Here is a 21,174-nt window from a genome sequence, read left to right as displayed (position 1 = left end):
AAGTGGTGGGCCGCCAGAATGAAGCCCCGAATCCACTGCCAAACTGCGGATTCGCCGAAACGCCCATTGCCTTAGGACGATGAGGCCGTCGCAAGGTTTCCGTCAGATGGAAATTCGATACCCAACCGTGGATGTTTGGCGTATCCACACGGAACCCGCCATGATCATGACAATTGCTGACTGATAAGGGAGCACCATGAACGATACGGCTGAAGCCGGACACTCGGCCACTCGCGTGGCGCGCGGCGATTTGCTTGTCGCGCCCGAGCTTGCATCCTTTCTGGAGCAGGAGGCCCTGCCCGGCACCGGTTTGGAGGCGCAGGCCTTCTGGGATGGGTTCTCAGCGCTGGTCCGTGAGTTCGGACCGCGCAACAAGGCGCTTTTGCAGCGGCGCGACGAACTGCAGGCTCGGATCGACGCCTGGCATCTCGCGCGCCACGGCCAGCCGCATGACCGCAATGCCTACAAGGCTTTCCTCACCGAGATTGGCTATCTGCTGCCGGAGGGCGACAACTTCACCATCGCGACCGAGAACGTGGATCCCGAGATCGCCACGGTCGCAGGTCCCCAACTCGTTGTGCCGATCACCAATGCGCGATTCGCGCTGAACGCCGCCAATGCGCGCTGGGGCAGCCTCTATGACAGCCTCTACGGCACCGACGCAGGGGGCGGGCCACCGCCGGCCGGCAGCTATAACCGGGGCCGCGGCGCCCGCGTCGTGGCCAAGGCACGGGTTTTTCTCGACGAGGCCTTCCCACTCGAGGGCACGAGCCATGCGGATGCCCGGCGCTATCATGTCCACAACGGCGCGCTTCTTGTCGACGACATGCCACTGGTCGAGCCGGAGAAATTCATCGGCTATCGCGGCCATCCGCGCGCGCCCGACGCCGTGCTGCTTCGCAACAACGGATTGCACGTCCAACTGATCTTCAACCGGGCCCACTCGATCGGTAGTCGCGATCAGGCCGGTCTTGCCGACATCCGGCTGGAAAGCGCCATCTCGGCGATCATGGATTGCGAGGATTCGGTTGCCTGTGTCGATGCCGAGGACAAGGTGGTCGCTTATCGCAACTGGCTGGGGCTGATGCGGGGCAACCTGACGGAGACCTTCCGCAAGGACGGTGCCGAGATGACGCGCAAGCTCAACCCCGACCTGACCTTCACGGCACCCAATGGCGGCGAAGTCACGATCAAGGGTCGGGCGCTGATGCTGGTGCGCAATGTCGGCCATCTCATGACCAATCCAGCCATCCTCGACCAGGATGGCGGAGAAGTCTTCGAGGGCCTGATGGATGCGATGGTGACCACGCTGATCGCAATGCATGACCTGAAAAAGTCCGAGGGCCTGCGCAATTCGGTCGCCGGCTCGGTCTATGTCGTCAAGCCCAAGATGCACGGGCCCGACGAGGTCGCCTTCGCCGACAAGGTCTTCGCCCATGTCGAAGCAGTGCTGGCCCTGCCCAAGCACACGGTCAAGCTGGGGGTGATGGACGAAGAACGGCGCACCAGCGTCAACCTGATGGAGTGCATCCGGGCGGCGAAGCATCGCATCGTCTTCATCAATACCGGTTTCCTCGATCGCACCGGGGACGAGATCCATACCTCGATGGAGGCCGGCCCGTTCAGCCGCAAGGATTTCATCAAGCGCAAGGACTGGATCGTCGCCTACGAAAACCAGAACGTCGACATCGGCCTGCAATGCGGCTTTTCGGGCAAGGCCCAGATCGGCAAGGGCATGTGGGCGATGCCGGACCGGATGGCGGCCATGCTGGAAGCCAAGATCGAGCACCCAAAGGCCGGCGCCAATTGCGCCTGGGTACCGAGCCCGACGGCGGCCACGCTCCATGCCCTGCATTACCACAAGATCAACGTCTTCGCGGTGCAGGCCGCGCTGGCGAAAGGCGGCAGGCGCGCCTATGTCGAGACGATCCTCGAAATTCCGGTCGCAAGCTACCAGAAGTGGCTGCCCGAGCAGATCCGCCGTGAGGTCGAGAACAATGCGCAGGGCATCCTCGGCTATGTCGTGCGTTGGATCGATCAGGGCATCGGGTGTTCGAAGGTGCCGGATATCAACGATGTCGGGCTGATGGAGGATCGCGCGACCTGCCGCATCTCGGCGCAGCATGTCGCCAACTGGCTTCACCACGGCATCGTCGATGAGGACGAGGTCAGGCAGATCATGCGTCGCATGGCGGAGGTCGTGGATCGCCAGAACGCCGGCGATCCCCACTACCGTGCGATGGCTCCCGCTTTCGACGGGGTGGCATTCCGTGCGGCATGCGATCTGGTCTTCGAGGGCCGCTCGCAGCCGTCGGGCTATACCGAGCCGCTGCTTCATGCGCGCCGGCGCGAATTCAAGGCAGCCCAGGCGCTTAGTTCTGCTGAGTGAAAGAAGCATCCTTACCCTCTTCTCCCGAGGAGGGTAAGGAAGGCTGGTTATCCCAGCTCGGACAGGGTCTGCCTGGCCTCCACATGCTCGGGGTCGAGCTCGACCAGCCTCTCGAAGATCTTCCGGGCTTCCTCGCTCTTGCCGAGGGCGCGTGCCGAACGGCCAAGGCCGACAAGGGCCTCCGGCGAGGAGGGCCTCAAGGCCACGGCCTGCTGGTAATGGGCAGCGGCCGGCTCGGCCCGTTCATTGTGCAAGAGGAGATCGCCAAGGCCGATATGGGCTTCGGCATGGTTCGGTTCGAGCTTCAGGCAGGCAAGATAGGCCTGCAGCGCCTCGTCGCCTCGCTCGAGCGAGGCAAGCAGATTGCCGTAATTATAATGGGTGTCGGCCGCCTTGGGATCGAGCTTCAAGGACGAACGGAAGCAATATTCCGCACGCGAGGCATTGCCGAGGCCACGATTGGCGAGGCCCAGCCGCATCTGTGCGTCGGCGCTGCCGGGATTGATCTCGACCGCCCGGCGGAGCACCTTCTCGGCCTCGTCATGCACGCCGCGCTGCAGCAAGAGCGTGCCAAGCAGGTTCAGGGCGTTGAAATCCCCGGCGCGACTGGCCAGGATCTCGCGATAGCCGGCCTCGGCGGCATCGAGCCGGCCTTCGCGATGATGCTCGACGGCTTTCTTCAACTTTGCTTCGGCGGCCATGCTGCGGTGTCCGGGTGGGGCGGGAGGGATTGCCGGACCTTGTGGCGGATCGGGCTGCAAAGGTCAATCCAGACCCGCACCTAAGCGTTTTGCGATTTGGTAGATTCACCGAGAATCGCAAAAGCACAGCGAAACAAGGGCTTAGAGCAAATGGACGTCCACACTCGAGGCGTTTTGCTCAGAGGGCGTCGAATGCTTTGTTCAATGCGTCCTGCCTGGCATAGAGATCCTTCAGGATGCCCTGCATCTGCGCCAGGATCGCCGGATCGTCGGTGAGCAGACCGTTGCCTTGTACCTGGATCTTGCTCTGGTTCTGCCGCACGAAGGTGACGAGCTTCTTCATCTGGTCGGTCACCCCCGTCCATTGCGGCTCCAGATTTGCCCAGTCGCGACCGCGCTTGGACACAGTACGATCATAGGCCTTGTCGTAGACGGCCTTCAATTCATCCGGCAACTGCAACCGGGCCCTGGCCGTATCCGCCGTGTCGACCAAAATCTTGGTTTCCCTGGCTCGTCGCAGGAAGCTTTCACTGAACTTGTCGAGCAAAGTCGGATCGGCGATCAACTCCGGTGCGCCGGGCATGCGCATGGCCTTGTTGCCGTTGCGACCCACGCCCGTGCGCTGGTTCATGCCATCGAAGAACGCCTGCATGACCTTGAAGCTGTCCGCGTAAGGGCCGAAGGCTTCTTCCTGGCGGGGTGTCATGACCGGAAATGTCGTCTCATCCTTGTTATCGACCAAGCGGGCCTGCAAAAACTCCATATAGGCCTTGCGCTGCTCTGGCTCCTTGCTGAAGCAAGCCGCTAGAAGCAGGCACAGCCCGATGGACAGCCACAACGGCGATTTGCGAAGCATGGTTTTCACGTGACCCTTGATTGGAAATGAGTGGATAGGGCTATGGAACAGCTGCCCTTGTTTTGGCAATAGGCTCATCCGCCGAAATTACCTTCCAAGAATGTTGGGAATTTCTTCGGTAACTGTCCTTACGGAATCGCTCCAATGATCTCGGACAATGACGCTCCTGACGTGCGTCTTCTGCCAGATCAGAGCACAGAACATTGTCATTCTCGCGAGAATAACCCTACGTCTTAGCGAGCCGTGCCCCCGCTTGGTTGATATGGGGGTGTAGTCGAATACTCCTTGTCCACGACACCTGGATGTAACGTACGGGACTCTGTTTCTCCATCGGAGCCACTAGGATAGCTTGCGTCAGGGCCCCCAGCCTGCCGAAATGCATACTCACTTCTATTGAATTGTGCTGGCGCCTTGCTCGTATAGGCTGGCGCGAGTGCGCTCCGGAATTGATCATGAGCAAAGGAACTCTCATGTCCGTCGTCTCGCCGTCATCCGACCAGCCAGGAAGCAAGCCTCTAGGCATCGGACAGATCATCGCCGATGCCTTCAGCGTCAGCCTGAGGAATTATGGCTGGGTGTTCCTGCTCCAGCTCGCGGTGTTCGCCATTTTCTTCGGCTTGCTCGGCTCGTTTTTCTGGGCGGCATTGAGCGGTGACCGGTTGGCGGCCCAATTGGCGATCCAAAGGAACATCGCCTTATTCTACCTGCTGCTCCTGGCGGCGGGCTTCCTGTCGCTCGCCTTCTATTGCGCGATGATCCGCTTGCTTCATGATCGTTACGCCGATCCCGCCAAACCTTTCATGGCAGCCTGCTTGGCCGGCGCCAGGAGATTCCTGCCCGTCTTCGGTTTATTGCTGATCTATATTCTTGCCTACATCGCGTTCTACCTCATCGCCGCTTTGATCAGCCTTGTGTTCCTTGGCATTGGCGCTCCGCCCGGCTTCCTCATCGTCGCTGCGTTGATCATCGGCATTCTTGGTCTCTTCCTGGTCTTTCCCTACCTTCTTTCCTTCGTCATCTGCATCAACGAGGATGTGGGGCCAATCCGCGCGCTCCGCCGCAGCCGCTATCTCAGCGCCGGATACCGCTGGCCTCTTTTCGGCATGATGCTCCTCACCTGGGTGATCTGGCTCGCTTATCTCGTGGTCGTGAATGTCCTGGCTCGCATATTCGGTCCCGGCGGCGGCATCGCGGCTTTGATCATGATGCTGCTGATTTTGCCCCTGATGTATGCGTGGCCGATCGGGGTCTATTCGATCGCGGCCTATCGCCTGCGCCTGCTCAAGGACGGAATCGATTTGACCGGCTCCGTCGCGAATGTGTTCGATTGAGACCTCGTGCCTAGAAAAGTTCCCTCCTCTTAGACTCGGGCCGCGAAGCCGTTGCGGCGCTCGCGGCCTCTGCTTATCCAACGATCTTTCAGGCGGGCGGCATCCGATTCCCGGTATGCGCCCTGCCGATCCGGGAATGACGATGCGCTATTTGCTGACATGGGCCGCGGCCGTCACGATGACGGTGGTGTTCTCCTTCGCACCGGCCAGGGCCGACAGCCCGGCCTCGGCCCTGTTCCAGAGCTATCTCGGCCAGGGGCGTATCAGCGAAGCGGACGAACAGATGCTGGCCCTCGCCACCAAGGCCAGCAGCAATGCCGACGCCAGGCTCGGCCTCGGCATGGTGCGCACGGCGCGGGCGCTCGAACATTTGTCGCAGGCCCTCTACAAATATGGCTTCGCCACCGAAATGCCGGCGATGCGGGTGCTCGGCCTCTCGGGCACCGTCTTCAGCACCAATCCCGATCCGCAGCCCATCACCTATAAGGACTTTCGCGGCATCCTCGCCACGTTCCTGGCCGATCTCGAAAAGGCCGACCAGACCCTGGCTGAGGTCGGCGACAGCCCCGCCAAGCTGACGGTCGATCTTTCCGTCACCCGCTTCGACTGGAACGGCGACGGCATCATCGACGAGCGCGACCATATCGGAGCAGCCATTTCCGACATCGACGATGCCGGCAAGCCCAAGCCCTTCATCGTCGCCTTCGACACTGCCGACGCCAAATGGCTGCGTGGCTACTGCAATTTCCTGATGGCCCTGACCAAGACCCTGTTGTCGCACGACATGTCGCGCAGCTGGGACGCGGGCTTCGGCAGCCTGTTTCCACATGCCGTCAGCGGCCTTGCCAAGGCCAATGGCGGCGATGGTGGCGACGGATTGGGCATGACCCTGTTCGGCACGAGCAAGCGTGACACCGACGCTATCGCCGATCTGATCAGCCTGGTGCATACGATCGACTGGCCGGTGGCCGACAAGGCGATGTGGCTGGAGGTGCGCGACCATATCAAGACGGTAATCCGGCTCAACCGTGAGACCTGGGCGCTGATCGGCAAGGAGACCGACGACGATCACGAATGGCTGCCCGGCCCGCGGCAGAAGAGCGGCGTCCTGCCCTCCCTCGACGTAACGCAGGAGCGTATCGACTCATGGCTTGCGCTGCTCGGCCAGGTCGAGCAGGTGCTGGACGGCAAGCTGCTGATGCCGCATTGGCGTTTCACCAAGGGCGTCAATCTCGCCAGGGTCTTCGAGCAGCCCGGCAATTTCGACCTGGTGCTGTGGATCACCGGCCCAGGCGCCTTGCCTTTCCTCGACAATGGCAAGGTGATGGATGCAGAGGCCTGGGGCCAGGCGACCAGTATCTTCGGCGGCGACGTCGCGAGCTACGCCTTCTATTTCAATTGAGCGGGCGCCCGGCCGCGGCATCCGGCGCAAGCAGGCGTCTCTTCAGGCGAACGATCGCCTCGCGCTGCAAATCGCTGGCCTCGCCATAGGCATTGGCGACCTCGCCCAGCATATCGATAAGCTGTTGGCGCTCCGGCAGGGACAGGCGCGCCCGCAGAAGGGGCGCCAATTCCTCGGCGACCGGCGTGAACACCCGGCCGCGATCCGTCAATTGCAAGGCCTGCTCATAGACATGCTCGCGATCGCCGATCCCGAGTGGATCGGCCATAAGAGCGAGGATCGTGTCCCGCTCGGCCCGGGTCAGCAAGCCATTGGTGCGGACAAGCTGGATCATCAGGACGACGGCCGCGAGCCTCGGATCATCGATGGTCTTGAGAGAAGCGCGCTCGAGCGCCTGCGGCCGAACCGTGTCGGAACCCCGGTCGAGCGGAAGGGGGACAACTTTCGGCACGGTCTCGAGGCGGCGGCCCGCCGCCGGCTTGCGGGCCTTGCCGCGCAACAGCCAGAACAGACCGACGAGGGCGGCCACGAATGCCCCGATCAGGATCGCCCTCGGCCCCTCCAGCAAGACCAGGCTGGTAATCAGCAGTGCGATAATCCAGATCGCATTCTTACGCAGGAAATCCATCGGCCGTGCCACCCGATCGAGACGGCGCGCATCTGCGCCGGCCACCCCAAAGCGTCTTTGCGCTTTGCTCTATCAACCAGCATTCCCCATAGCCGTCCGCATGGCGGCGAGCAAGGGATGGTCGGGCCGCTGGCCGTCCCAGGCGTCGAAGCTCAGCACGGCCTCCGGCGGCAGGCGCTGGCGCCAGCCCTTCACTTCCAGCTCCGGCCGGGCATAGGCTTCGTGCACATAACCAAGGCACAGATAGGCGACCGGAATTACGCGCTCGGGAATGCCCAGTGCCGCACGCAGGCGCACGGGATCGACGATGCTGACCCAACCGACCCCAACGCCCTCGGCCCGTGCCGCCAGCCAGATGTTCTGCACCGCGCAGACAGTGGAGTAGCGGTCCATGGCCATGTCATGGGTGCGGCCGAGCACCACGGGGCCGGCGCGGTCTGGATCGCAGGTGATGCACAGATTGACCGGGGAATCGAGGATGCCGGCAAGCTTCAGCGAGCGGTATTGCGCCTGCTTCTGCGGCGGAAACATCGCCAACGCTTCCGCATTGGCCTCCTCGAAGAGGGCCTGCACCTTGCCCCGGGCCTCAGGGCACCGCAGCACCAGGAAACTCCAGGGCTGCATGAAGCCGACCGACGGCGCATGATGCCCGGCCACGAGGATGCGCGCGAGGACATCGTCCGGAACGGGCTGCGGACTGAATTGGCTGCGGACGTCCCGCCTGGTGAAGATGGCGCGATAGACGGCGTCGCGTTCGGCCGGTGAAAACGGCCCGGAGGGCGCAAGCGCTCCCGTGGATGGGTCCATCGTCATTCCCCTTGCGATGGCAATCGCCGCGCCGTCCACGCGCGCCGATCTATCGCCTCCGGCCGGTCTTCTGACTCGGGATCCACCCATCCGGACGCCTTCCCCGCAGAGCGAGTGGCCTGAAACCTGCCCGGATAGTCCCCCTTACAGCGTTGGGCACGTCGCGGCTTCAAACCGCGTTCCCGATTCTCCCGCAAGCGGGCACCGAAGGTCTTGCGGATGTAGCATGGGAGGTGCCGACTGCCCAGCCGTTTGGGACGCTGATGCCGAGCGGCCGGCGGCGAAGTGGACAGGGTGCAGGCTTGTGGCCTAGAATCGTCGGCTAGGCTTTCGGGCAATGAAGCATCCTGGCAATCGCGCAATGAACAAGATCGACCTCAAACGACGCGCCGGCGATCACCCCGATCCCCTGGAACAGGCCAATCCCGTGCGGCTCGGCACCCGCCTTCGCCTGGCCCGGCAGACAAGGGGGCTGACGCTGAAGGCCCTGGCGACGGCCGCGGACTGTTCGGAAAGCCTGCTGTCCAAGATCGAGAACGGCAAGGCCTCCCCTTCCCTGCCCATGCTGCATCGCCTCGTGGAGGTCCTCGGCACCAATATCGGCTGGATGTTCGAGGAATCGGATAGCGAAGAGGGTATCGTCTTTCGCGCCGGCTCGCGCCCCCTGATCTCGCTGGACCCGCTCCGCCGGGGCGAGGGCATCTCGCTGGAACGGGTGATCCCCTATTCGCCCGGTCATCTCCTCCAATGCAACATCCACCACATCGAGGCCGGCGGCGAGAGCGCCGGGCCGATCCAGCACCAGGGCGAGGAAGTCGGCTATGTGCTGACCGGAACCGTGGAGCTGATGGTCGGTGAGCGTACCTTCAAGCTCTCTGCCGGCGATACCTTCGTGTTCAAGTCGGAATTGCCTCATTGGTACCGCAACACCGGAACGGAGCGCGCGAGCATCTTCTGGGTCAACACGCCTGCCACCTTCTAACGCCTCACGCCGTCGGCGTTTCAAGAATCCCCGAGACCGCCATTCAAGTAACTTGACATGAATTCAAGTCTCTTGAATGATGCTGATGTCAGAACTGAGAATGAGCCCGGCACGGGCCATCCATGAAGGGAACTGAAATGCGGCTTTCAAAATATCTCGCCGGCTGCTCGGCAGCGGCAGCCCTGGCGCTGTCCCTAGGATCGGTGTCCGCTTTGGCCGACACCTTCGCCCTGGTCACCATCAACCAGCAGGCCCTGTTCTTCAACCAAATCAACGAAGGCGCTGAGGCCGCCGCCAAGGCGGCCGGCGCCAAGCTCGTCATCTTCAACGCCAACAATGTTCCGAGCGCCCAGAACGATGCGATCGAGAACTACATCACCCAGAAGGTCGACGGCATCATCCTGATCGCCATCGACGTCAACGGCGTGAAGCCCGCCATCACCTCCGCCAAGAAGGCCGGCATCCCCGTCATCGCCATCGATGCCCAGATCCCCGACGGCGACAATGTCTCCTTCGTCGGCGTGGATAATCTCAAGGCCGGCGAGGACATCGGCAAGTTCTACGCCGACTACGTCAAGTCCAAGCTGGATGGCACCGCCAAGATCGGCGTGGTCGGCGCTCTCAATTCCTACATCCAGAACCAGCGGCTGGATGGCTTCAAGAAGGCGGTGACGGCCAGCGGCCTCAAGGTCACCTTCCTCGACACCGTCGACGGCCAGAACGTGCAGGACGTGGCGCTGAGCGCGGCCGAGAACCTGATGACGGCCAATCCCGACATGACCACGCTCTATGCCACCGGCGAACCGGCCCTTCTCGGCACCGTGTCCGCCGTGACCAGCCAGGGGCGCACCGAAGGCGTCAAGGTCTTCGGCTGGGACCTGACCAAGCAGGCCATCGAAGGCATCGACCAGGGCTGGGTCACCGGCGTGATCCAGCAGGATCCGGCCGGCGAGGGCAAGGCCGCGGTGGAAGCCCTGGCCAAGCTCAAGAAGGGCGAGAAGGTCGAGCCGATCATCAACGTTCCCGTGACGATCGTGACCAAGGAGAACGTCGACAAGTTCCGGGGCATGTTCAAGTAACGGGCTGACAGGCCCCCACGCATAGTTGGGCCCAGGCCCGCTGCTCTTCGAGCCGCGGGCGGGGCATCTCATTGCCAGGCGGAACCATGATGGACAGTGGCGAACCCTACCGCGTCAAGATGACCGGTATCTCCAAGCGATACAACACGATCCAGACCCTGGACGACGTATCGCTGATGCTCAGGCCCGGCGAGGTGCTGGGACTGGTCGGCGACAATGGCGCCGGTAAATCGACCCTGAGCAAGGTGCTTTCGGGCGCCGTGATCCCCGACACCGGCGCGATCGAGATCGACGGCAAGGTGCAGTCCTTCGCCTCCCCTGCCGATGCCCGCGCGGCGCGGGTGGAGATGGTCTATCAGGACCTGTCGCTGTGCGACAGCGTCGATGTCGCCGGCAATCTCTTCCTCGGCCGCGAGCCCAGGCACCGCATCCTCGGCGTTCCCTTCCTCGACCAGCGCCGCATGCACGACCAGGCCCGCGACATGCTCGACAAGCTCGGCATCGTCATCGCCGATACCAGGCTGAAGGTCGAGAACCTCTCCGGTGGCCAGCGCCAGTCGATCGCCATCGGCCGCGCCGCTTCCTTCAATCCCTCCGTGCTGATCATGGACGAGCCTACGGCCGCCCTGGCCGTCGCCGAAGTCGAGGCGGTGCTCGAACTGATCCGCACCGTCAGCGCCCGCGGCGTCAGCGTCATCCTGATCACCCACCGCCTGCAGGACCTCTTCCTCGTCTGCGACCGCATCCAGGTGATGTATGAGGGTCGCAACGTCGCCGAGCGCCGGATCGAGGACACCAATATCGAAGAGGTGGTCAACCTCATCGTCGGCCGCAAATTCAACGCCCGCTCCGCCGGCGCCGCCCAAAAGAACGGCTCTCCCCAGGACAACGGAGCCCGCGCATGACGGCCTCATCCACCACCCCCGCCCATCGCCCCCGCGTCCACAAGGCGCGCTGGCGCGACAAGGCGATGGCGAATGGCAGCATCATTTCGATCGCCCTGTTCTTCATCTTCGTCTGCCTGGTCTTCTCGATCTGGACCGACGCCTTCCTCACCACCCCCAACCTGCTCAACATCGTGCGCCAGTCGGCACCGCTGCTGATCGTGGCGGCCGCAATGACCTTCGTGATCACGACGGGCGGCATCGATCTTTCGGTCGGCTCGGTGCTGGCGCTCGCGGCGACTCTGTCGGCGGCCTCGCTGCAGGCCGGGATTCCCTGGCCCCTCGTCATCGTGCTGATGCTGGCAATGGGCGGCGTGATCGGCGCCATACAGGGCTTCTTCATCGCCTATGAACGCATTCCCGCCTTCATCGTCACCCTGGCGGGCCTGTCGGTGATCCGAGGCCTCGCTCTCCTGATCACCGCCGGCTATTCGATCCCGGTCGAGGCCCAGAGCCCCTTCACTGCGATCGGGCGCGCCTGGTTCCTCGGCGTGCCCGTGCCCGCCCTGATCGCCCTCGTGGTGCTGGTGATCGCCTTCCTCGTCTTCAACCGGACGCCCTTCGGCCGCTATGTCACCGGCGTCGGCGCCAATGCCGAGGCTGTCCGGCGCGCCGGCATCAACACCCGCTTCGTGGTGCTGTGTGTCTATATCCTCTCCAGCATGGCGGCCGCCGCGGCCGGCGTCATCCTGGCGGCGCGCCTTGGCTCCGGCTCCTCCAATGCCGGCCAGGGTTTCGAGCTCGACGTCATCGCCGCGGTGGTCCTGGGCGGCACCAGCCTGTTCGGCGGGCGCGGCACCGTTGTCGGCACGGTGCTGGGCGCCCTGACGGTGGCGGTCATCGCCAACGGCCTGGTGCTGGCGCATATGTCACCCTTCCTGACTCCGATCGTCACCGGCTCGATCATCCTGATCGCCATCTGGCTCAATTTCCGCCTGTTCAAGGGCGCGATGAGGAGCCATTGAGCATGGATCACCTGTTCCAGCCCCGTCCCGCCGAACGCAAGCCGATCGGCATCCGATCCGGCACCGCCATGACCGTGCTCGGCCCGGTGCCGGTGGACGACCTCGGCATCACCCTGATGCACGAGCACATCCTGCTCGATGGCGCCCGCACCTGGAAATGCCCCTGCCATCCGGACGAGAAAGCGATCGCCGAGCAGGCGGTGAATATCGAGATCATCGGCGAGTTGCGGATGAACCCCTATATGAATCGCGACAATGTCTCGCTCGACGACAGTGACCTCGCTTTGTCCGAGCTCAAGCGCTTCCAGGCGCTCGGCGGCCATACGGTGATCGAGGCCACCAATATCGGCATCGGCCGGGCACCCGAGAAGCTGGCACGCATCTCCCGCGCTTCCGGCATGAAGATTATCATGGGTACCGGCTTCTATCTGGAGCCGACCCATCCGGACTGGCTGAAGGCAATGGATGTCGAGGCGGTGACGCAGTTCATCGTCAACGATGTCGGCGGCGGGCAAGAGCAGCCGCAGATCATGGCGGGGATCATCGGTGAGGTCGGCGTCAGCAAGGATTTCACGGCGGAGGAGGAAAAGTCGCTGCGCGCCTCGGCGCGCGCAGCCGGGATAACCGGCCTGCCGCTCTCCATCCATCTGCCGGGCTGGGAGCGTCTCGGTCATCGCGTGCTCGACATTGTCGAGGCAGAGGGCGCCGATCCCAGGCATACCGTGCTCTGCCACATGAATCCGAGCCATGCCGACCTATCCTATCAGCGGGCCCTGGCCGAACGCGGCGCCTTCCTCGAATACGACATGATCGGCATGGACTATTATTTTGCCGACCAGGACGCCCAGTCCCCTTCCGACGAGCAGAACGCCACCGCGATCCGCGCGCTGGTCGACATGGGCTTCACCGACCGCCTGCTGCTGTCGCAGGACGTCTTCCTGAAGATCATGCTCACCCGCTATGGCGGCTTCGGCTACGGCTTCATCCTCAAGCATTTCGTGCCCCGCCTCCTGCGCCACGGCGTGGAGCAGGCCGCGATCGACCGCGTGCTCGTCGACAATCCCAAATCCGTGTTCTCCGCCGCGGTGTGAGCCCACGACCCCTTTTCCTGGAGCAAAGCGCTTTTTATCGAAAACGCACTTTTGCTCTAACTCTTTGTTCGAACGCGTCTTTGCGATTCTTGGTGATCCCACCAAATCGCAAAACGCTATAGGAGTGACCATGTCCAAGAAGAAGATCCTGCTCGCCGGCGAATCCTGGGTCTCGACCTCGACCCATATCAAGGGCTTCGACCAGTTCCCGACCGCCACCTATCACACCGGCGCGGACGAGCTTCTCGCCGCCCTGAAGGACGGCGCCTTCGACGTGACCTTCATGCCTGCGCATGAGGCCCAGCGCCATTTCCCACAGACGATCGAGGCGCTTTCCGCCTATGACGCCGTCGTGCTATCCGACATCGGCGCAAACACGCTGCTGCTCCATCCCGATACCTGGATCCACTCCAAGCCCACCCCGAACCGCCTGCGCCTTCTGCGTGACTATGTGCAGAACGGCGGCGGCCTGTTGATGTTCGGCGGCTATTTCAGCTTCCAGGGCATCAATGGCGGCGCGCGCTACCGCAAGACGCCGGTGGAGGACGTGCTGCCGGTCGAATGCCTTGCTTTCGACGATCGGGTGGAAGTGCCCGAGGGCTACGCCCCCGTCGTCACCGGCGCGGCCGATCATCCGATCCTGCAGGGTCTCGGCACGGAATGGCCCATCCTGCTCGGCTACAACGAGGTGACGCTCAAGCCGGGCGCCGAGGTGCTCGCCACGGTCTCGTCCGACTATGGTTCCCAGCCGCTGCTGGTGACCGGCACCTACGGCAAGGGCCGCACCGTGGCCTGGACGTCCGATGTCGGCCCGCATTGGCTGCCGCCGGGCTTCATCGCCTGGGACGGCTACAAGAAACTGTTCGAGCAGATGCTGGCTTGGGCGACCGAGAAGAATCGGGCGACCACGAAGGGCTGAACCATGGCAGTGCATGTCGTCGGCAATGTCTGTGTCGACACGACCTTCCGGCTGGAGCGTTTCCCGGTTCCCGGCGAAACGCTCAATGCCTCCGGTCACGCCGACGGCATCGGCGGCAAGGGCGCCAACCAGGCCATTGCCGCCTCCCGCACAGGCGCGGACGTGACGCTGTGGGCGGCTGTTGGCGACGACCTGGCGGGAGGTTGGATCACCGATCGTCTCACCGCGGAAAGTCTCGCCGGCCGCCTCACCGCCAAGCCCCTGCCCACGGATCGCTCGGCGGTGCTGGTGGAAATCGGCGGCGAGAACATCATCGTCACCGGAAGCCTGTGTGCCGAAGCCTTCGATCCCGACGCGGAAACGGATATCGCCGAGCGGATTGCGCCCGGCGATATCGTGGTGATGCAGGGCAACCTATCGCCCAGGGCCACTGCAGCCTGCCTCGACCTGGCCATACATCGCGGCGCCCGCACGGTTCTCAATCCCAGCCCTCTCCCCGCCGAAACAGGCCCGGCACTGCCGTCGGCCGATATCGTCATCGTCAATGAGGGGGAAGCCCAGGCGCTGACCCGCTGCGACGATCCCGAGCAGGCCGCCGCTGAACTCCTCCGCCAGAAAGCCGGCATCGTCCTCGTCACCCTCGGCCCCCGCGGCTGCCTCATTGCCGAGGGCAGGACCGGAAGCATTCGCCGCCTGCCGGCCCCGGCGGTCACCGCTATCGATACCAGCGGCGCGGGCGATGTCTTCTGCGGCATCTTCGCCGGCGGCATCGATCTCGGCATGGCGCCCGTCGAGGCGACCAGCCTCGCCATTGCCGCCGCTGCCATCGCGGTTGGCCGCAGCGGCACATCGGAGTCCTGCCCCAGCCGGGCGGAGATCCGCGACCTCATCAGGAAATTGGAAACGGAAAAGCCATGACAACCTCCTCCAAACCCATCGGCCAGGCCGCCGGCGACGCGCTGACGAGCCTCTATGGCAGAACCAAGGTCGTCATCGGCGTGGTGCATCTTGCTCCCCTTCCCGGTTCCCCGCGCTATCAGGGCGAGACGGTGGAAGCCATCTACCAGCGTGGCCTCGACGACGCGAAGGCCTATCTGCATGGCGGCTGCGACGGCGTGATCGTCGAGAATCACGGCGACGTCCCCTTCGCCAAGCCTGACGATATCGGCCCGGAAACCTCGGCCTATATGTCGGTGATCTCCGACCGCATCCGGCGCGAACTCGGCCGTCCCATCGGCATCAACGTGCTGGCCAACGCCGCCATCCCCGCCCTTTCCATCGCCAGCGCCGCCGGCGCCGGCTTCATCCGGGTCAATCAATGGGCCAATGCCTATGTCGCCAATGAAGGCTTCATCGAGGGCGAGGCCGCCCGCGCCATGCGCTTCCGGGCCAAACTGCGCGCCCATGGCATCCGCATCTTCGCCGACGCCCATGTGAAGCACGGCGCCCACGCCATCGTCGCCGACCGGCCGGTGGAGGAGTTGGTCAAGGATCTCGTCTTCTTCGACGCCGATGCGATCATCGCCACCGGCCAACGCACCGGCCATGCCGCGGATCTTGGCTATATCCGCATGATCAAGGAGGCAGCCGGCCTGCCGACCCTCGTCGGCAGTGGCGTTACCCCGGACAATGCCAACGACATCCTCTCGATCGTCGACGGCGTGATCATCGCCAGCGCCCTCAAGCATGACGGCGTATGGTGGAACCCGGTCGACCCCGCCCGTGTGACCGCTTTCATCGCCGGGCTGGCCCGATGACATCTCCGGCTATCAATGCCGAACGATTGCAGCAGCGTCTCGAGGCCTTCGCCCGCATCGGTGCCACGCCGGCGGGCGGCGTCAACCGCCAGGCCCTCAGCCCGGAGGATCGCGCCGCGCGGCGCCTGCTGGCCGAACTGGCCCAGGCCCGAGGCTTCGGGGTCTTCCAGGACGCCATGGCCAATCTCTTCATCCGCCGCGGCGGGCGTGACGACAGCCTGCCGCCTTTGCTGATCGGCAGCCATCTCGACAGTCAGCCCACCGGCGGGCGCTATGACGGAGCGCTCGGCACACTGTCGGCCTTCGAGGCACTCGAAGCATTGGAGGATGCAGGCCTGCAGACGCCGGGTCCCGTCGAGGCAGTCGCCTGGACCAATGAGGAAGGCAGCCGCTTCGCACCCGGCGTGATGGGATCGATGGCCTTTGCCGGCGCTGCGGATCCGGCGCAATGGCAGTTCCTGACCGGGAGCGACGGCGCCTCCTTCTCGGGCGAGTTGGCCGCGACGCTTGCATCCCTGCCTGAAGCGGCCCTGCGCCCCCTCGGCCCCCCCCTGTCGGGCTATATCGAGCTGCATATCGAGCAGGGCCCCTCGCTCGAAAAGGAAGGTCTCGCCATCGGCGTGGTCACGGGCGTCCAGGGCACGCGCTGGCTCAAGGTCACCGTCACCGGCGAGGCCGGCCATGCCGGCACCACGCCGCTACCTTATCGCCGCGACCCGATGGTGGCGGCCGTCGGCATGATGCATCAACTCCAGACCAGCGTGATGCCCTCCGATGCCGATGCGAGGCTGACGGTCGGGCGGATCGCCACCATCCCGGGATCGGTCAACGCCATACCCAAGGCCGTGATCTTCAGCCTCGACCTGCGTCATCCCTCGGCTGGCCGGCTCGAAGCCATCGAGGGCGAGGTGCGGGCCATCTGCCGCGCCGAGGGTGAGAAGCAGGGCTGCTCGGTCGAGATCGCCACCGCCTTCGACATGCCGCCCGGTGTCTTCGCGCCAGAGATGATCGACACCATCGAGGCAACGGCCAACCGTTTGTGCCTGCCCAGCAAGAGGATGGTCTCGGGCGCCTTTCACGACGCGCTGTTCCTTGCCCGCGTGGCGCCGACGGCAATGATCTTCGTACCCTGCCGAGACGGCATCAGCCATAACGAGGCCGAGCATGTCGAGCCTGCGAGCATAAGGGACGGTGCTCGGCTGCTGCTCGAAGCGACGATCGCGGTGGCGCATGGATCGGCAAGGACGGCGTGAAGAAACCTGGTCGGGAAAGAGCACGCTATATGAATAGGACAGGCTGCTCTATTTGATGAATTGGCCCTGCCAGTCTTTGGGACGCCAGCCGGGCTCATCGACCCAGAGCTTGAACGTCAGGGGCTTGTCCGTATCGCCGTTGACGGCAAGGCGGCGTGCATCGCGCAGGGCGATGGCTTCATCGTAAAGTGCCATGTCGCTATCCATAAAGCGGACTTCGACGACATAGTGAGGCGGGGCATCGGCCGGCCGTTGCGCGGTGAGGGCTGCGGGCTCCATCATCCCCGGTCGCACATCGCTATGATTGACCAGGGCAATGGCGGCCACGAGGCCGGCTTCATTGCACGGCACCCATTCGCCGAGCTTCTCCTGCGTCTTGTTGGGACCGTTTTTGCCGAAATTCTCCGCCGCAATGGCGGCATTGTAATTGAGGCGCTTCCAACCCGCCTTGTCGAACCTCGCAGCGATCTCCTGCGCCAGAGCCATCATTTGATCGAACGACAGTGGTTCACGCGGCAATGTCGCGGCAAAATTCGTCAGAAAGCCAGCCGTCTGCCCGAAAAAGACGTCACGTCCGGCCGGCAAGGAGACCGCACAATCGCCTTTCTCATAGCGCAGGATATAGCCATCAGGCTCGGCCGGCCGATCGGCGAAGGCATGGAGAAACATAAATCCCATATCGGGTAATTCGGCCTCGGCTTGCCCGAGATGGGGCTTGGGATCGATGGTCGGATTGGCGGCGAAGAATTGGCCAGCCGCCTGACCCAATTGAGCGGTGACCATGATGATTGGCCTCGCGGCTCCAGGCTCTACGGAGGCCGCTTCTTGGGCGAAAGCTCGGGCGCCGGCAAGGAGCTGAAAAGTCAAGACAGGCACGACGAAGGCAACCGTCAGAAACGCCCGGCAAGAAGTTTTCGTCGTGGGCAAGGAACCCATACCGGCTCGCTCCTCCAAACTCACCAATTTCGGCTGGAGCCCCCTACTCCGCCAACACCCGCGTCGAGGGGAAGGTCACTTCCACCAGCGTTCCCGAATTCTTGGTGGACTGGATGGTGAAGCTCGCCCTGTTGGCTTCCACCAGCGCCTTGGTCAGGGGCAAGCCAAGACCCGTGCCGCCCAGGGTGGTCGAGGCGACCTGGCGGAAGGGTTCCATGGCGATGGTGAGCTCGCGTTCGGTCATGCCGACGCCGGTATCGCGTACGCGCAGCACCGCTTCGCCACGCTCCGACAGTGTGGTGGAGATGATCGCCTGGCCGCCCGCCTGGGTGAACTTGATCGAGTTGGACAGCAAATTGAGCACGATCTGGCGGATGCTGCGCCCATCGGCCACGACATTGGGCAAGTTCCCGGCCAGCGCCATGCGGATGATGATGCGGTCGCGGCTGGCCTGGGGCTGCATCAGGCTGACCGACTGCTGCACCACCTCGTTGAGATTGACGCTGGAGAAGCTGAGGTCGAGCTTGCCGGCCTCGATCTTGGAGAGATCGAGCAGATCGTTGACCAGGCTGATGACGTGCTCGCCGGAGGTGTGGATGTCGCGTGCATAGGAGCGGTAGCGCTCGTTGCCCATTGGACCGAAACGCTCCTCCATCATCACCTCGGCAAAGCCGATGATGGCGTTGAGCGGTGTGCGCACCTCATGCGAGATCTTGGCAAGGAAATCCGATTTCTGCGAAGAGGCTTCCTCGGCCTGACGTTTGGCGGCCGTCAGCTCGCTTTCGGCCTTCTTGAAGCTGGTGACGTCGCGCAGTACGGCGCAAAAGCGCTTGGCCTCCTCGCCCGTCTTCTCGCTCCCGAGCCGGCCGATGGTCATGAACAGCGGCACGGCGCCACCCTGGCGCACGCGGCCGATCACCTCGCGGCCGTCATTGAGCAGGCTCGCCACGCCGTTGGAGCGTAGGCTGTCGAGATAGTCGAAGGCCGCGCGATGGCTCTCCGGCGCGAACAGCAGCAGGAGGTCCTTGCCGATGATCTCGCGCTGCTCATAGCCGAACAATGCCTCGGCGCTGCGGTTGATGCTGACGATGCGTCCTTGCTCGTCGAGAATCACCACGCCGTCGGTCGCCGTGTCGAGCACGGCTTGAAGTTCGTCGGCACGCCGTTCGGCCGCATGCAGCTTGTCGGCACCGACCTCGCCGAGCGGACGGCGAACGGAAATGAGTAGAGCGCTCTCCCCATCCCAATGCGTGGTCTGCACGCGGCCGTCGACGGCGATCGTCTCGCCCGAAGCGGTTTTCAGGAGCACGCCGGGATTGGTATCCTCGCCCGTGGCAACGGGTCCGCTGCCGGCAAAGACATGGTCGAGGCCGCCGGCCTGGCGGATCGCCTCGACATCGGGATAGCCCAGCAGTTCGAGCATAGTCCGATTGGCAAATTGCAGTTCCTCGCCGCGCGCGATGAAGATGCCGATCGGAAGCCGGTCGATCAGGGCGACCGGCACCTTGTCGAGACGCCCAAGCTTGATCGGGCGCGCCACCGGCTCTGGCTCGCCTGCGGGCAGCGTTTCGGGCGAGACTGCATCCGGTTCGGAAGCGGCGTCCTCCAGCCAGCGGATCTCGTCGGCACTCAGGGCCGGCGCAACGGCGGGGTCGGCGGGCTTGGGGTCGGCGGACTTGGCGTCGGACTTTTCAAGGCGCGTTTCCGGTTCCGCGCGAGCGACCGGTTGCTCCAGACCAACCTGATCGGGTTCGGCGGCCGAGCGCGCTTCCTGCTTCGCCGGTTCGACCCGACGTTCACCCTCGATACGCGCCCCCAAGGCCTTGGCAATCTCGTGGAAAGCGGTCCGTTCCGTCGCCGTCAGGCTGTGCCGCTCCGGCCCAGACCGTTCGGATATATGTTTTTCAGATACAGGCCGCTCGGGTGCGTGTTTTTCTTGGGTCACCTTGCTCGGCAAGCGTACCACATTGCTGTCGGCATTCCGCGGGGGCGTACGAACCGACAATGGTTCAGGAGCGGGTGCCGGTTCCTGTCCATCCGCCGGGTCGGCATCCTGCCAGACGATCGCGGCTTTCGCCGGCGGCACTTCAGCCTCGATCGGGGTGGATAGCGCCCGCGGCATACCGGCAATGCCGAAGCCACGGAAACCGGCGAACTGACCTTCGCCCTGGAATTGCGGCGAAGCGCTCAGGCTGATCGGCGTTTCCTGTCGGGTGGCAGCATCGGGCCAGAGCACGGACAGCCCGGTCCAGGTCCGGCGCCCGGCAAGGGCCGAGACGATGGCCGTGCTGTCGCGCAGACCATGCGCCGCTGCGATATCGGCGAAGCGCCGGCCGGTCCAGTCGGCGGCCCGCTGGCCCAGGGCCTGCGCCAGTTCGGCCGATACGGAGACGAAACGTCCCTCGGCATCGGTCTGGAAGACGAAGCGAAGAGGCTTGGTGCGAGCGATGGGCAACGGCTCGGCGGGCTTGTTCTGCGCGGCCTCCACGGGCGAGGACAGCGGAGCGTCCGGCCTTGCCGGCTCGCTGCGCTCGCCTTCGGCTTCGACCCAGCGCCAGGCGCCGTTCTGTTCGAAGGGTTTGGCCGCAGCCGAGTCACCGGACGGAATTGCCTCCGTTCCTGCGGCCGGTAAGGGCGGCAGCGTATCCGTCACCGAGGGCGGAGCCCAGCTCTGCTGCCGCCGTCCGCGCGGCAGATCGAGCGATTGCACGAGCAGTCCCAGAAACCCTTCCGGACCGTCGAAGGATCGGCAGGCGCAGGACAGGGTGTCGAGCGCGCCCATGCCGGGCAGGCGCAGGCGATCGAGCCGCATGGCCCCTGGCCTCGGGAGTTTGCGGGCGATGGCCGCGATCTGCGGCGAGAGCGAAACCAGGGCGGAACTCGATTGCTGACGCAGGATGTCCGCCGGCGCCAGGCCCAGGCTCTGGGCTGCGGCGCGGTTGGCCCAGGCAAGCGCACGCCCGTCCAGATGCCAGACGAAGGCTGGGCGCGGGTCGTCCATCAGCGCCTGCAGGCGCTGATCGGCCATCAAAGCCGTCCGCAACATCGCCTCGATCATGCCGTTTTCCAAGAACCTGCCGAAATGACTAACAAAGTATGAATACAGATGGAAAACAAAAGGGTAAATCGCCGGC

Annotated in this window: 18 protein-coding genes and 1 riboswitch; of the genes, 12 read left to right on the top strand and 6 right to left on the bottom strand. The window is 64.1% G+C overall.

Annotated elements, in window-relative coordinates:
- Positions 1 to 196 precede the first annotated feature (196 nt).
- Entirely contained in the window at positions 197 to 2,389 is a 2,193-nt protein-coding gene (locus ACZYTC_RS01750) for a malate synthase G (RefSeq protein WP_488988767.1), read from the top strand.
- Positions 2,390 to 2,436: 47 nt separating this feature from the next.
- Here the strand turns inward: ACZYTC_RS01750 and ACZYTC_RS01745 are convergent, their stop codons facing one another.
- Together ACZYTC_RS01745 and ACZYTC_RS01740 are read right to left on the bottom strand one after the other, a co-directional pair.
- Positions 2,437 to 3,090 carry a tetratricopeptide repeat protein gene (locus tag ACZYTC_RS01745; RefSeq protein ID WP_434957792.1) on the bottom strand — a complete coding sequence of 218 codons (654 nt, stop codon included), beginning with the start codon at positions 3,088 to 3,090 and terminating at the stop codon, positions 2,437 to 2,439.
- Positions 3,091 to 3,268: 178 nt separating this feature from the next.
- Positions 3,269 to 4,024, bottom strand: coding sequence for a DUF3053 family protein (locus tag ACZYTC_RS01740; RefSeq protein WP_488988766.1), 756 nt, complete (start codon positions 4,022 to 4,024; stop codon positions 3,269 to 3,271).
- Positions 4,025 to 4,398: 374 nt separating this feature from the next.
- On the opposite strand from ACZYTC_RS01740, the gene ACZYTC_RS01735 reads away from it, so the two are divergent.
- Both ACZYTC_RS01735 and ACZYTC_RS01730 read left to right on the top strand, forming a co-directional pair.
- Complete coding sequence (locus ACZYTC_RS01735; RefSeq protein WP_488988765.1) at positions 4,399 to 5,277, top strand: DUF975 family protein; 879 nt, start codon at positions 4,399 to 4,401, stop codon at positions 5,275 to 5,277.
- Between the two features lie 136 nt (positions 5,278 to 5,413).
- The gene (locus ACZYTC_RS01730; RefSeq protein WP_441770324.1) at positions 5,414 to 6,679 is read left to right on the top strand and encodes a hypothetical protein; all 1,266 of its coding nucleotides are present in this window, start codon (positions 5,414 to 5,416) and stop codon (positions 6,677 to 6,679) included.
- On the opposite strand, the gene ACZYTC_RS01725 is transcribed toward ACZYTC_RS01730, so the two are convergent.
- Both ACZYTC_RS01725 and bluB read right to left on the bottom strand, forming a co-directional pair.
- Positions 6,672 to 7,352, bottom strand: coding sequence for a TerB family tellurite resistance protein (locus tag ACZYTC_RS01725; RefSeq protein ID WP_434957796.1), 681 nt, complete (start codon positions 7,350 to 7,352; stop codon positions 6,672 to 6,674). The two genes, ACZYTC_RS01730 and ACZYTC_RS01725, sit on opposite strands and share 8 nt — an antisense overlap.
- Before the next feature lie 27 nt (positions 7,353 to 7,379).
- Positions 7,380 to 8,114: a 5,6-dimethylbenzimidazole synthase gene (bluB, locus tag ACZYTC_RS01720; RefSeq protein ID WP_441770323.1), complete on the bottom strand. Its 735-nt coding sequence runs from the start codon at positions 8,112 to 8,114 to the stop codon at positions 7,380 to 7,382.
- A 43-nt stretch (positions 8,115 to 8,157) separates the two neighbouring features.
- A riboswitch (cobalamin riboswitch) is annotated at positions 8,158 to 8,338 on the bottom strand.
- A gap of 137 nt (positions 8,339 to 8,475) precedes the next feature.
- Between bluB and ACZYTC_RS01715 the strand changes: the two genes are divergently transcribed.
- The 9 genes from ACZYTC_RS01715 (at position 8,476) to ACZYTC_RS01675 (ending at position 17,104) form a co-directional block, all read left to right on the top strand.
- The gene (locus ACZYTC_RS01715) at positions 8,476 to 9,096 is read left to right on the top strand and encodes a cupin domain-containing protein (RefSeq protein WP_434957798.1); all 621 of its coding nucleotides are present in this window, start codon (positions 8,476 to 8,478) and stop codon (positions 9,094 to 9,096) included.
- A 137-nt stretch (positions 9,097 to 9,233) separates the two neighbouring features.
- On the top strand, positions 9,234 to 10,175 hold the full coding sequence (locus ACZYTC_RS01710; RefSeq protein ID WP_434957799.1) for an ABC transporter substrate-binding protein: 942 nt from the start codon (positions 9,234 to 9,236) through the stop codon (positions 10,173 to 10,175).
- Positions 10,176 to 10,261: 86 nt separating this feature from the next.
- The gene (locus tag ACZYTC_RS01705; protein ID WP_441770321.1) at positions 10,262 to 11,080 is read left to right on the top strand and encodes an ATP-binding cassette domain-containing protein; all 819 of its coding nucleotides are present in this window, start codon (positions 10,262 to 10,264) and stop codon (positions 11,078 to 11,080) included.
- Positions 11,077 to 12,084 carry an ABC transporter permease gene (locus tag ACZYTC_RS01700; RefSeq protein WP_434957801.1) on the top strand — a complete coding sequence of 336 codons (1,008 nt, stop codon included), beginning with the start codon at positions 11,077 to 11,079 and terminating at the stop codon, positions 12,082 to 12,084. The genes ACZYTC_RS01705 and ACZYTC_RS01700 overlap by 4 nt, the downstream gene beginning before the upstream one ends.
- A 2-nt stretch (positions 12,085 to 12,086) precedes the next feature.
- The gene (locus ACZYTC_RS01695) at positions 12,087 to 13,175 is read left to right on the top strand and encodes a phosphotriesterase family protein (RefSeq protein WP_488988764.1); all 1,089 of its coding nucleotides are present in this window, start codon (positions 12,087 to 12,089) and stop codon (positions 13,173 to 13,175) included.
- 130 nt (positions 13,176 to 13,305) lie between these two features.
- A complete protein-coding gene (locus ACZYTC_RS01690; RefSeq protein ID WP_434957803.1) occupies positions 13,306 to 14,094 on the top strand; it encodes a glutamine amidotransferase in 789 nt (262 codons plus the stop codon).
- Positions 14,095 to 14,097: 3 nt separating this feature from the next.
- Entirely contained in the window at positions 14,098 to 15,012 is a 915-nt protein-coding gene (locus tag ACZYTC_RS01685; RefSeq protein WP_488988763.1) for a ribokinase, read from the top strand.
- Positions 15,009 to 15,851, top strand: a complete 843-nt coding sequence (locus tag ACZYTC_RS01680) for a BtpA/SgcQ family protein (protein ID WP_488988762.1) — start codon at positions 15,009 to 15,011, stop codon at positions 15,849 to 15,851. The genes ACZYTC_RS01685 and ACZYTC_RS01680 overlap by 4 nt, the downstream gene beginning before the upstream one ends.
- On the top strand, positions 15,848 to 17,104 hold the full coding sequence (locus ACZYTC_RS01675) for a Zn-dependent hydrolase (RefSeq protein ID WP_434957806.1): 1,257 nt from the start codon (positions 15,848 to 15,850) through the stop codon (positions 17,102 to 17,104). The genes ACZYTC_RS01680 and ACZYTC_RS01675 overlap by 4 nt, the downstream gene beginning before the upstream one ends.
- A gap of 48 nt (positions 17,105 to 17,152) precedes the next feature.
- Here the strand turns inward: ACZYTC_RS01675 and ACZYTC_RS01670 are convergent, their stop codons facing one another.
- Positions 17,153 to 17,887 carry a hypothetical protein gene (locus ACZYTC_RS01670; protein WP_488988761.1) on the bottom strand — a complete coding sequence of 245 codons (735 nt, stop codon included), beginning with the start codon at positions 17,885 to 17,887 and terminating at the stop codon, positions 17,153 to 17,155.
- Positions 17,888 to 18,083: 196 nt separating this feature from the next.
- Entirely contained in the window at positions 18,084 to 21,098 is a 3,015-nt protein-coding gene (locus ACZYTC_RS01665) for a PAS domain-containing sensor histidine kinase (protein ID WP_488988760.1), read from the bottom strand.
- Between the last annotated feature and the right edge of the window lie 76 nt (positions 21,099 to 21,174).

It is taken from the genome of Labrys sp. F242, assembly GCF_057813875.1.
The sequence above is the reverse complement of the archived record's forward strand: the minus strand, read 5'-3'. Positions and strand labels throughout refer to the sequence as shown.

Excerpts from the sequence above, each read along its gene's own strand:
- ACZYTC_RS01675 (WP_434957806.1), top strand. The coding sequence starts at position 15,848 with ATGACATCTCCGGCTATCAATGCCGAACGATTGCAGCAGCGTCTCGAG.
- ACZYTC_RS01750 (WP_488988767.1), top strand. The coding sequence starts at position 197 with ATGAACGATACGGCTGAAGCCGGACACTCGGCCACTCGCGTGGCGCGC.
- ACZYTC_RS01695 (WP_488988764.1), top strand. The coding sequence starts at position 12,087 with ATGGATCACCTGTTCCAGCCCCGTCCCGCCGAACGCAAGCCGATCGGC.
- ACZYTC_RS01690 (WP_434957803.1), top strand. The coding sequence starts at position 13,306 with ATGTCCAAGAAGAAGATCCTGCTCGCCGGCGAATCCTGGGTCTCGACC.
- ACZYTC_RS01730 (WP_441770324.1), top strand. The coding sequence starts at position 5,414 with ATGACGATGCGCTATTTGCTGACATGGGCCGCGGCCGTCACGATGACG.
- ACZYTC_RS01710 (WP_434957799.1), top strand. The coding sequence starts at position 9,234 with ATGCGGCTTTCAAAATATCTCGCCGGCTGCTCGGCAGCGGCAGCCCTG.
- ACZYTC_RS01715 (WP_434957798.1), top strand. The coding sequence starts at position 8,476 with ATGAACAAGATCGACCTCAAACGACGCGCCGGCGATCACCCCGATCCC.
- ACZYTC_RS01685 (WP_488988763.1), top strand. The coding sequence starts at position 14,098 with ATGGCAGTGCATGTCGTCGGCAATGTCTGTGTCGACACGACCTTCCGG.
- ACZYTC_RS01680 (WP_488988762.1), top strand. The coding sequence starts at position 15,009 with ATGACAACCTCCTCCAAACCCATCGGCCAGGCCGCCGGCGACGCGCTG.
- ACZYTC_RS01705 (WP_441770321.1), top strand. The coding sequence starts at position 10,262 with ATGATGGACAGTGGCGAACCCTACCGCGTCAAGATGACCGGTATCTCC.
- ACZYTC_RS01740 (WP_488988766.1), bottom strand. The coding sequence starts at position 4,024 with ATGAGCCTATTGCCAAAACAAGGGCAGCTGTTCCATAGCCCTATCCAC.
- ACZYTC_RS01745 (WP_434957792.1), bottom strand. The coding sequence starts at position 3,090 with ATGGCCGCCGAAGCAAAGTTGAAGAAAGCCGTCGAGCATCATCGCGAA.
- ACZYTC_RS01665 (WP_488988760.1), bottom strand. The coding sequence starts at position 21,098 with ATGATCGAGGCGATGTTGCGGACGGCTTTGATGGCCGATCAGCGCCTG.
- bluB (WP_441770323.1), bottom strand. The coding sequence starts at position 8,114 with ATGGACCCATCCACGGGAGCGCTTGCGCCCTCCGGGCCGTTTTCACCG.
- ACZYTC_RS01670 (WP_488988761.1), bottom strand. The coding sequence starts at position 17,887 with ATGGTCACCGCTCAATTGGGTCAGGCGGCTGGCCAATTCTTCGCCGCC.
- ACZYTC_RS01700 (WP_434957801.1), top strand. The coding sequence starts at position 11,077 with ATGACGGCCTCATCCACCACCCCCGCCCATCGCCCCCGCGTCCACAAG.
- ACZYTC_RS01735 (WP_488988765.1), top strand. The coding sequence starts at position 4,399 with ATGAGCAAAGGAACTCTCATGTCCGTCGTCTCGCCGTCATCCGACCAG.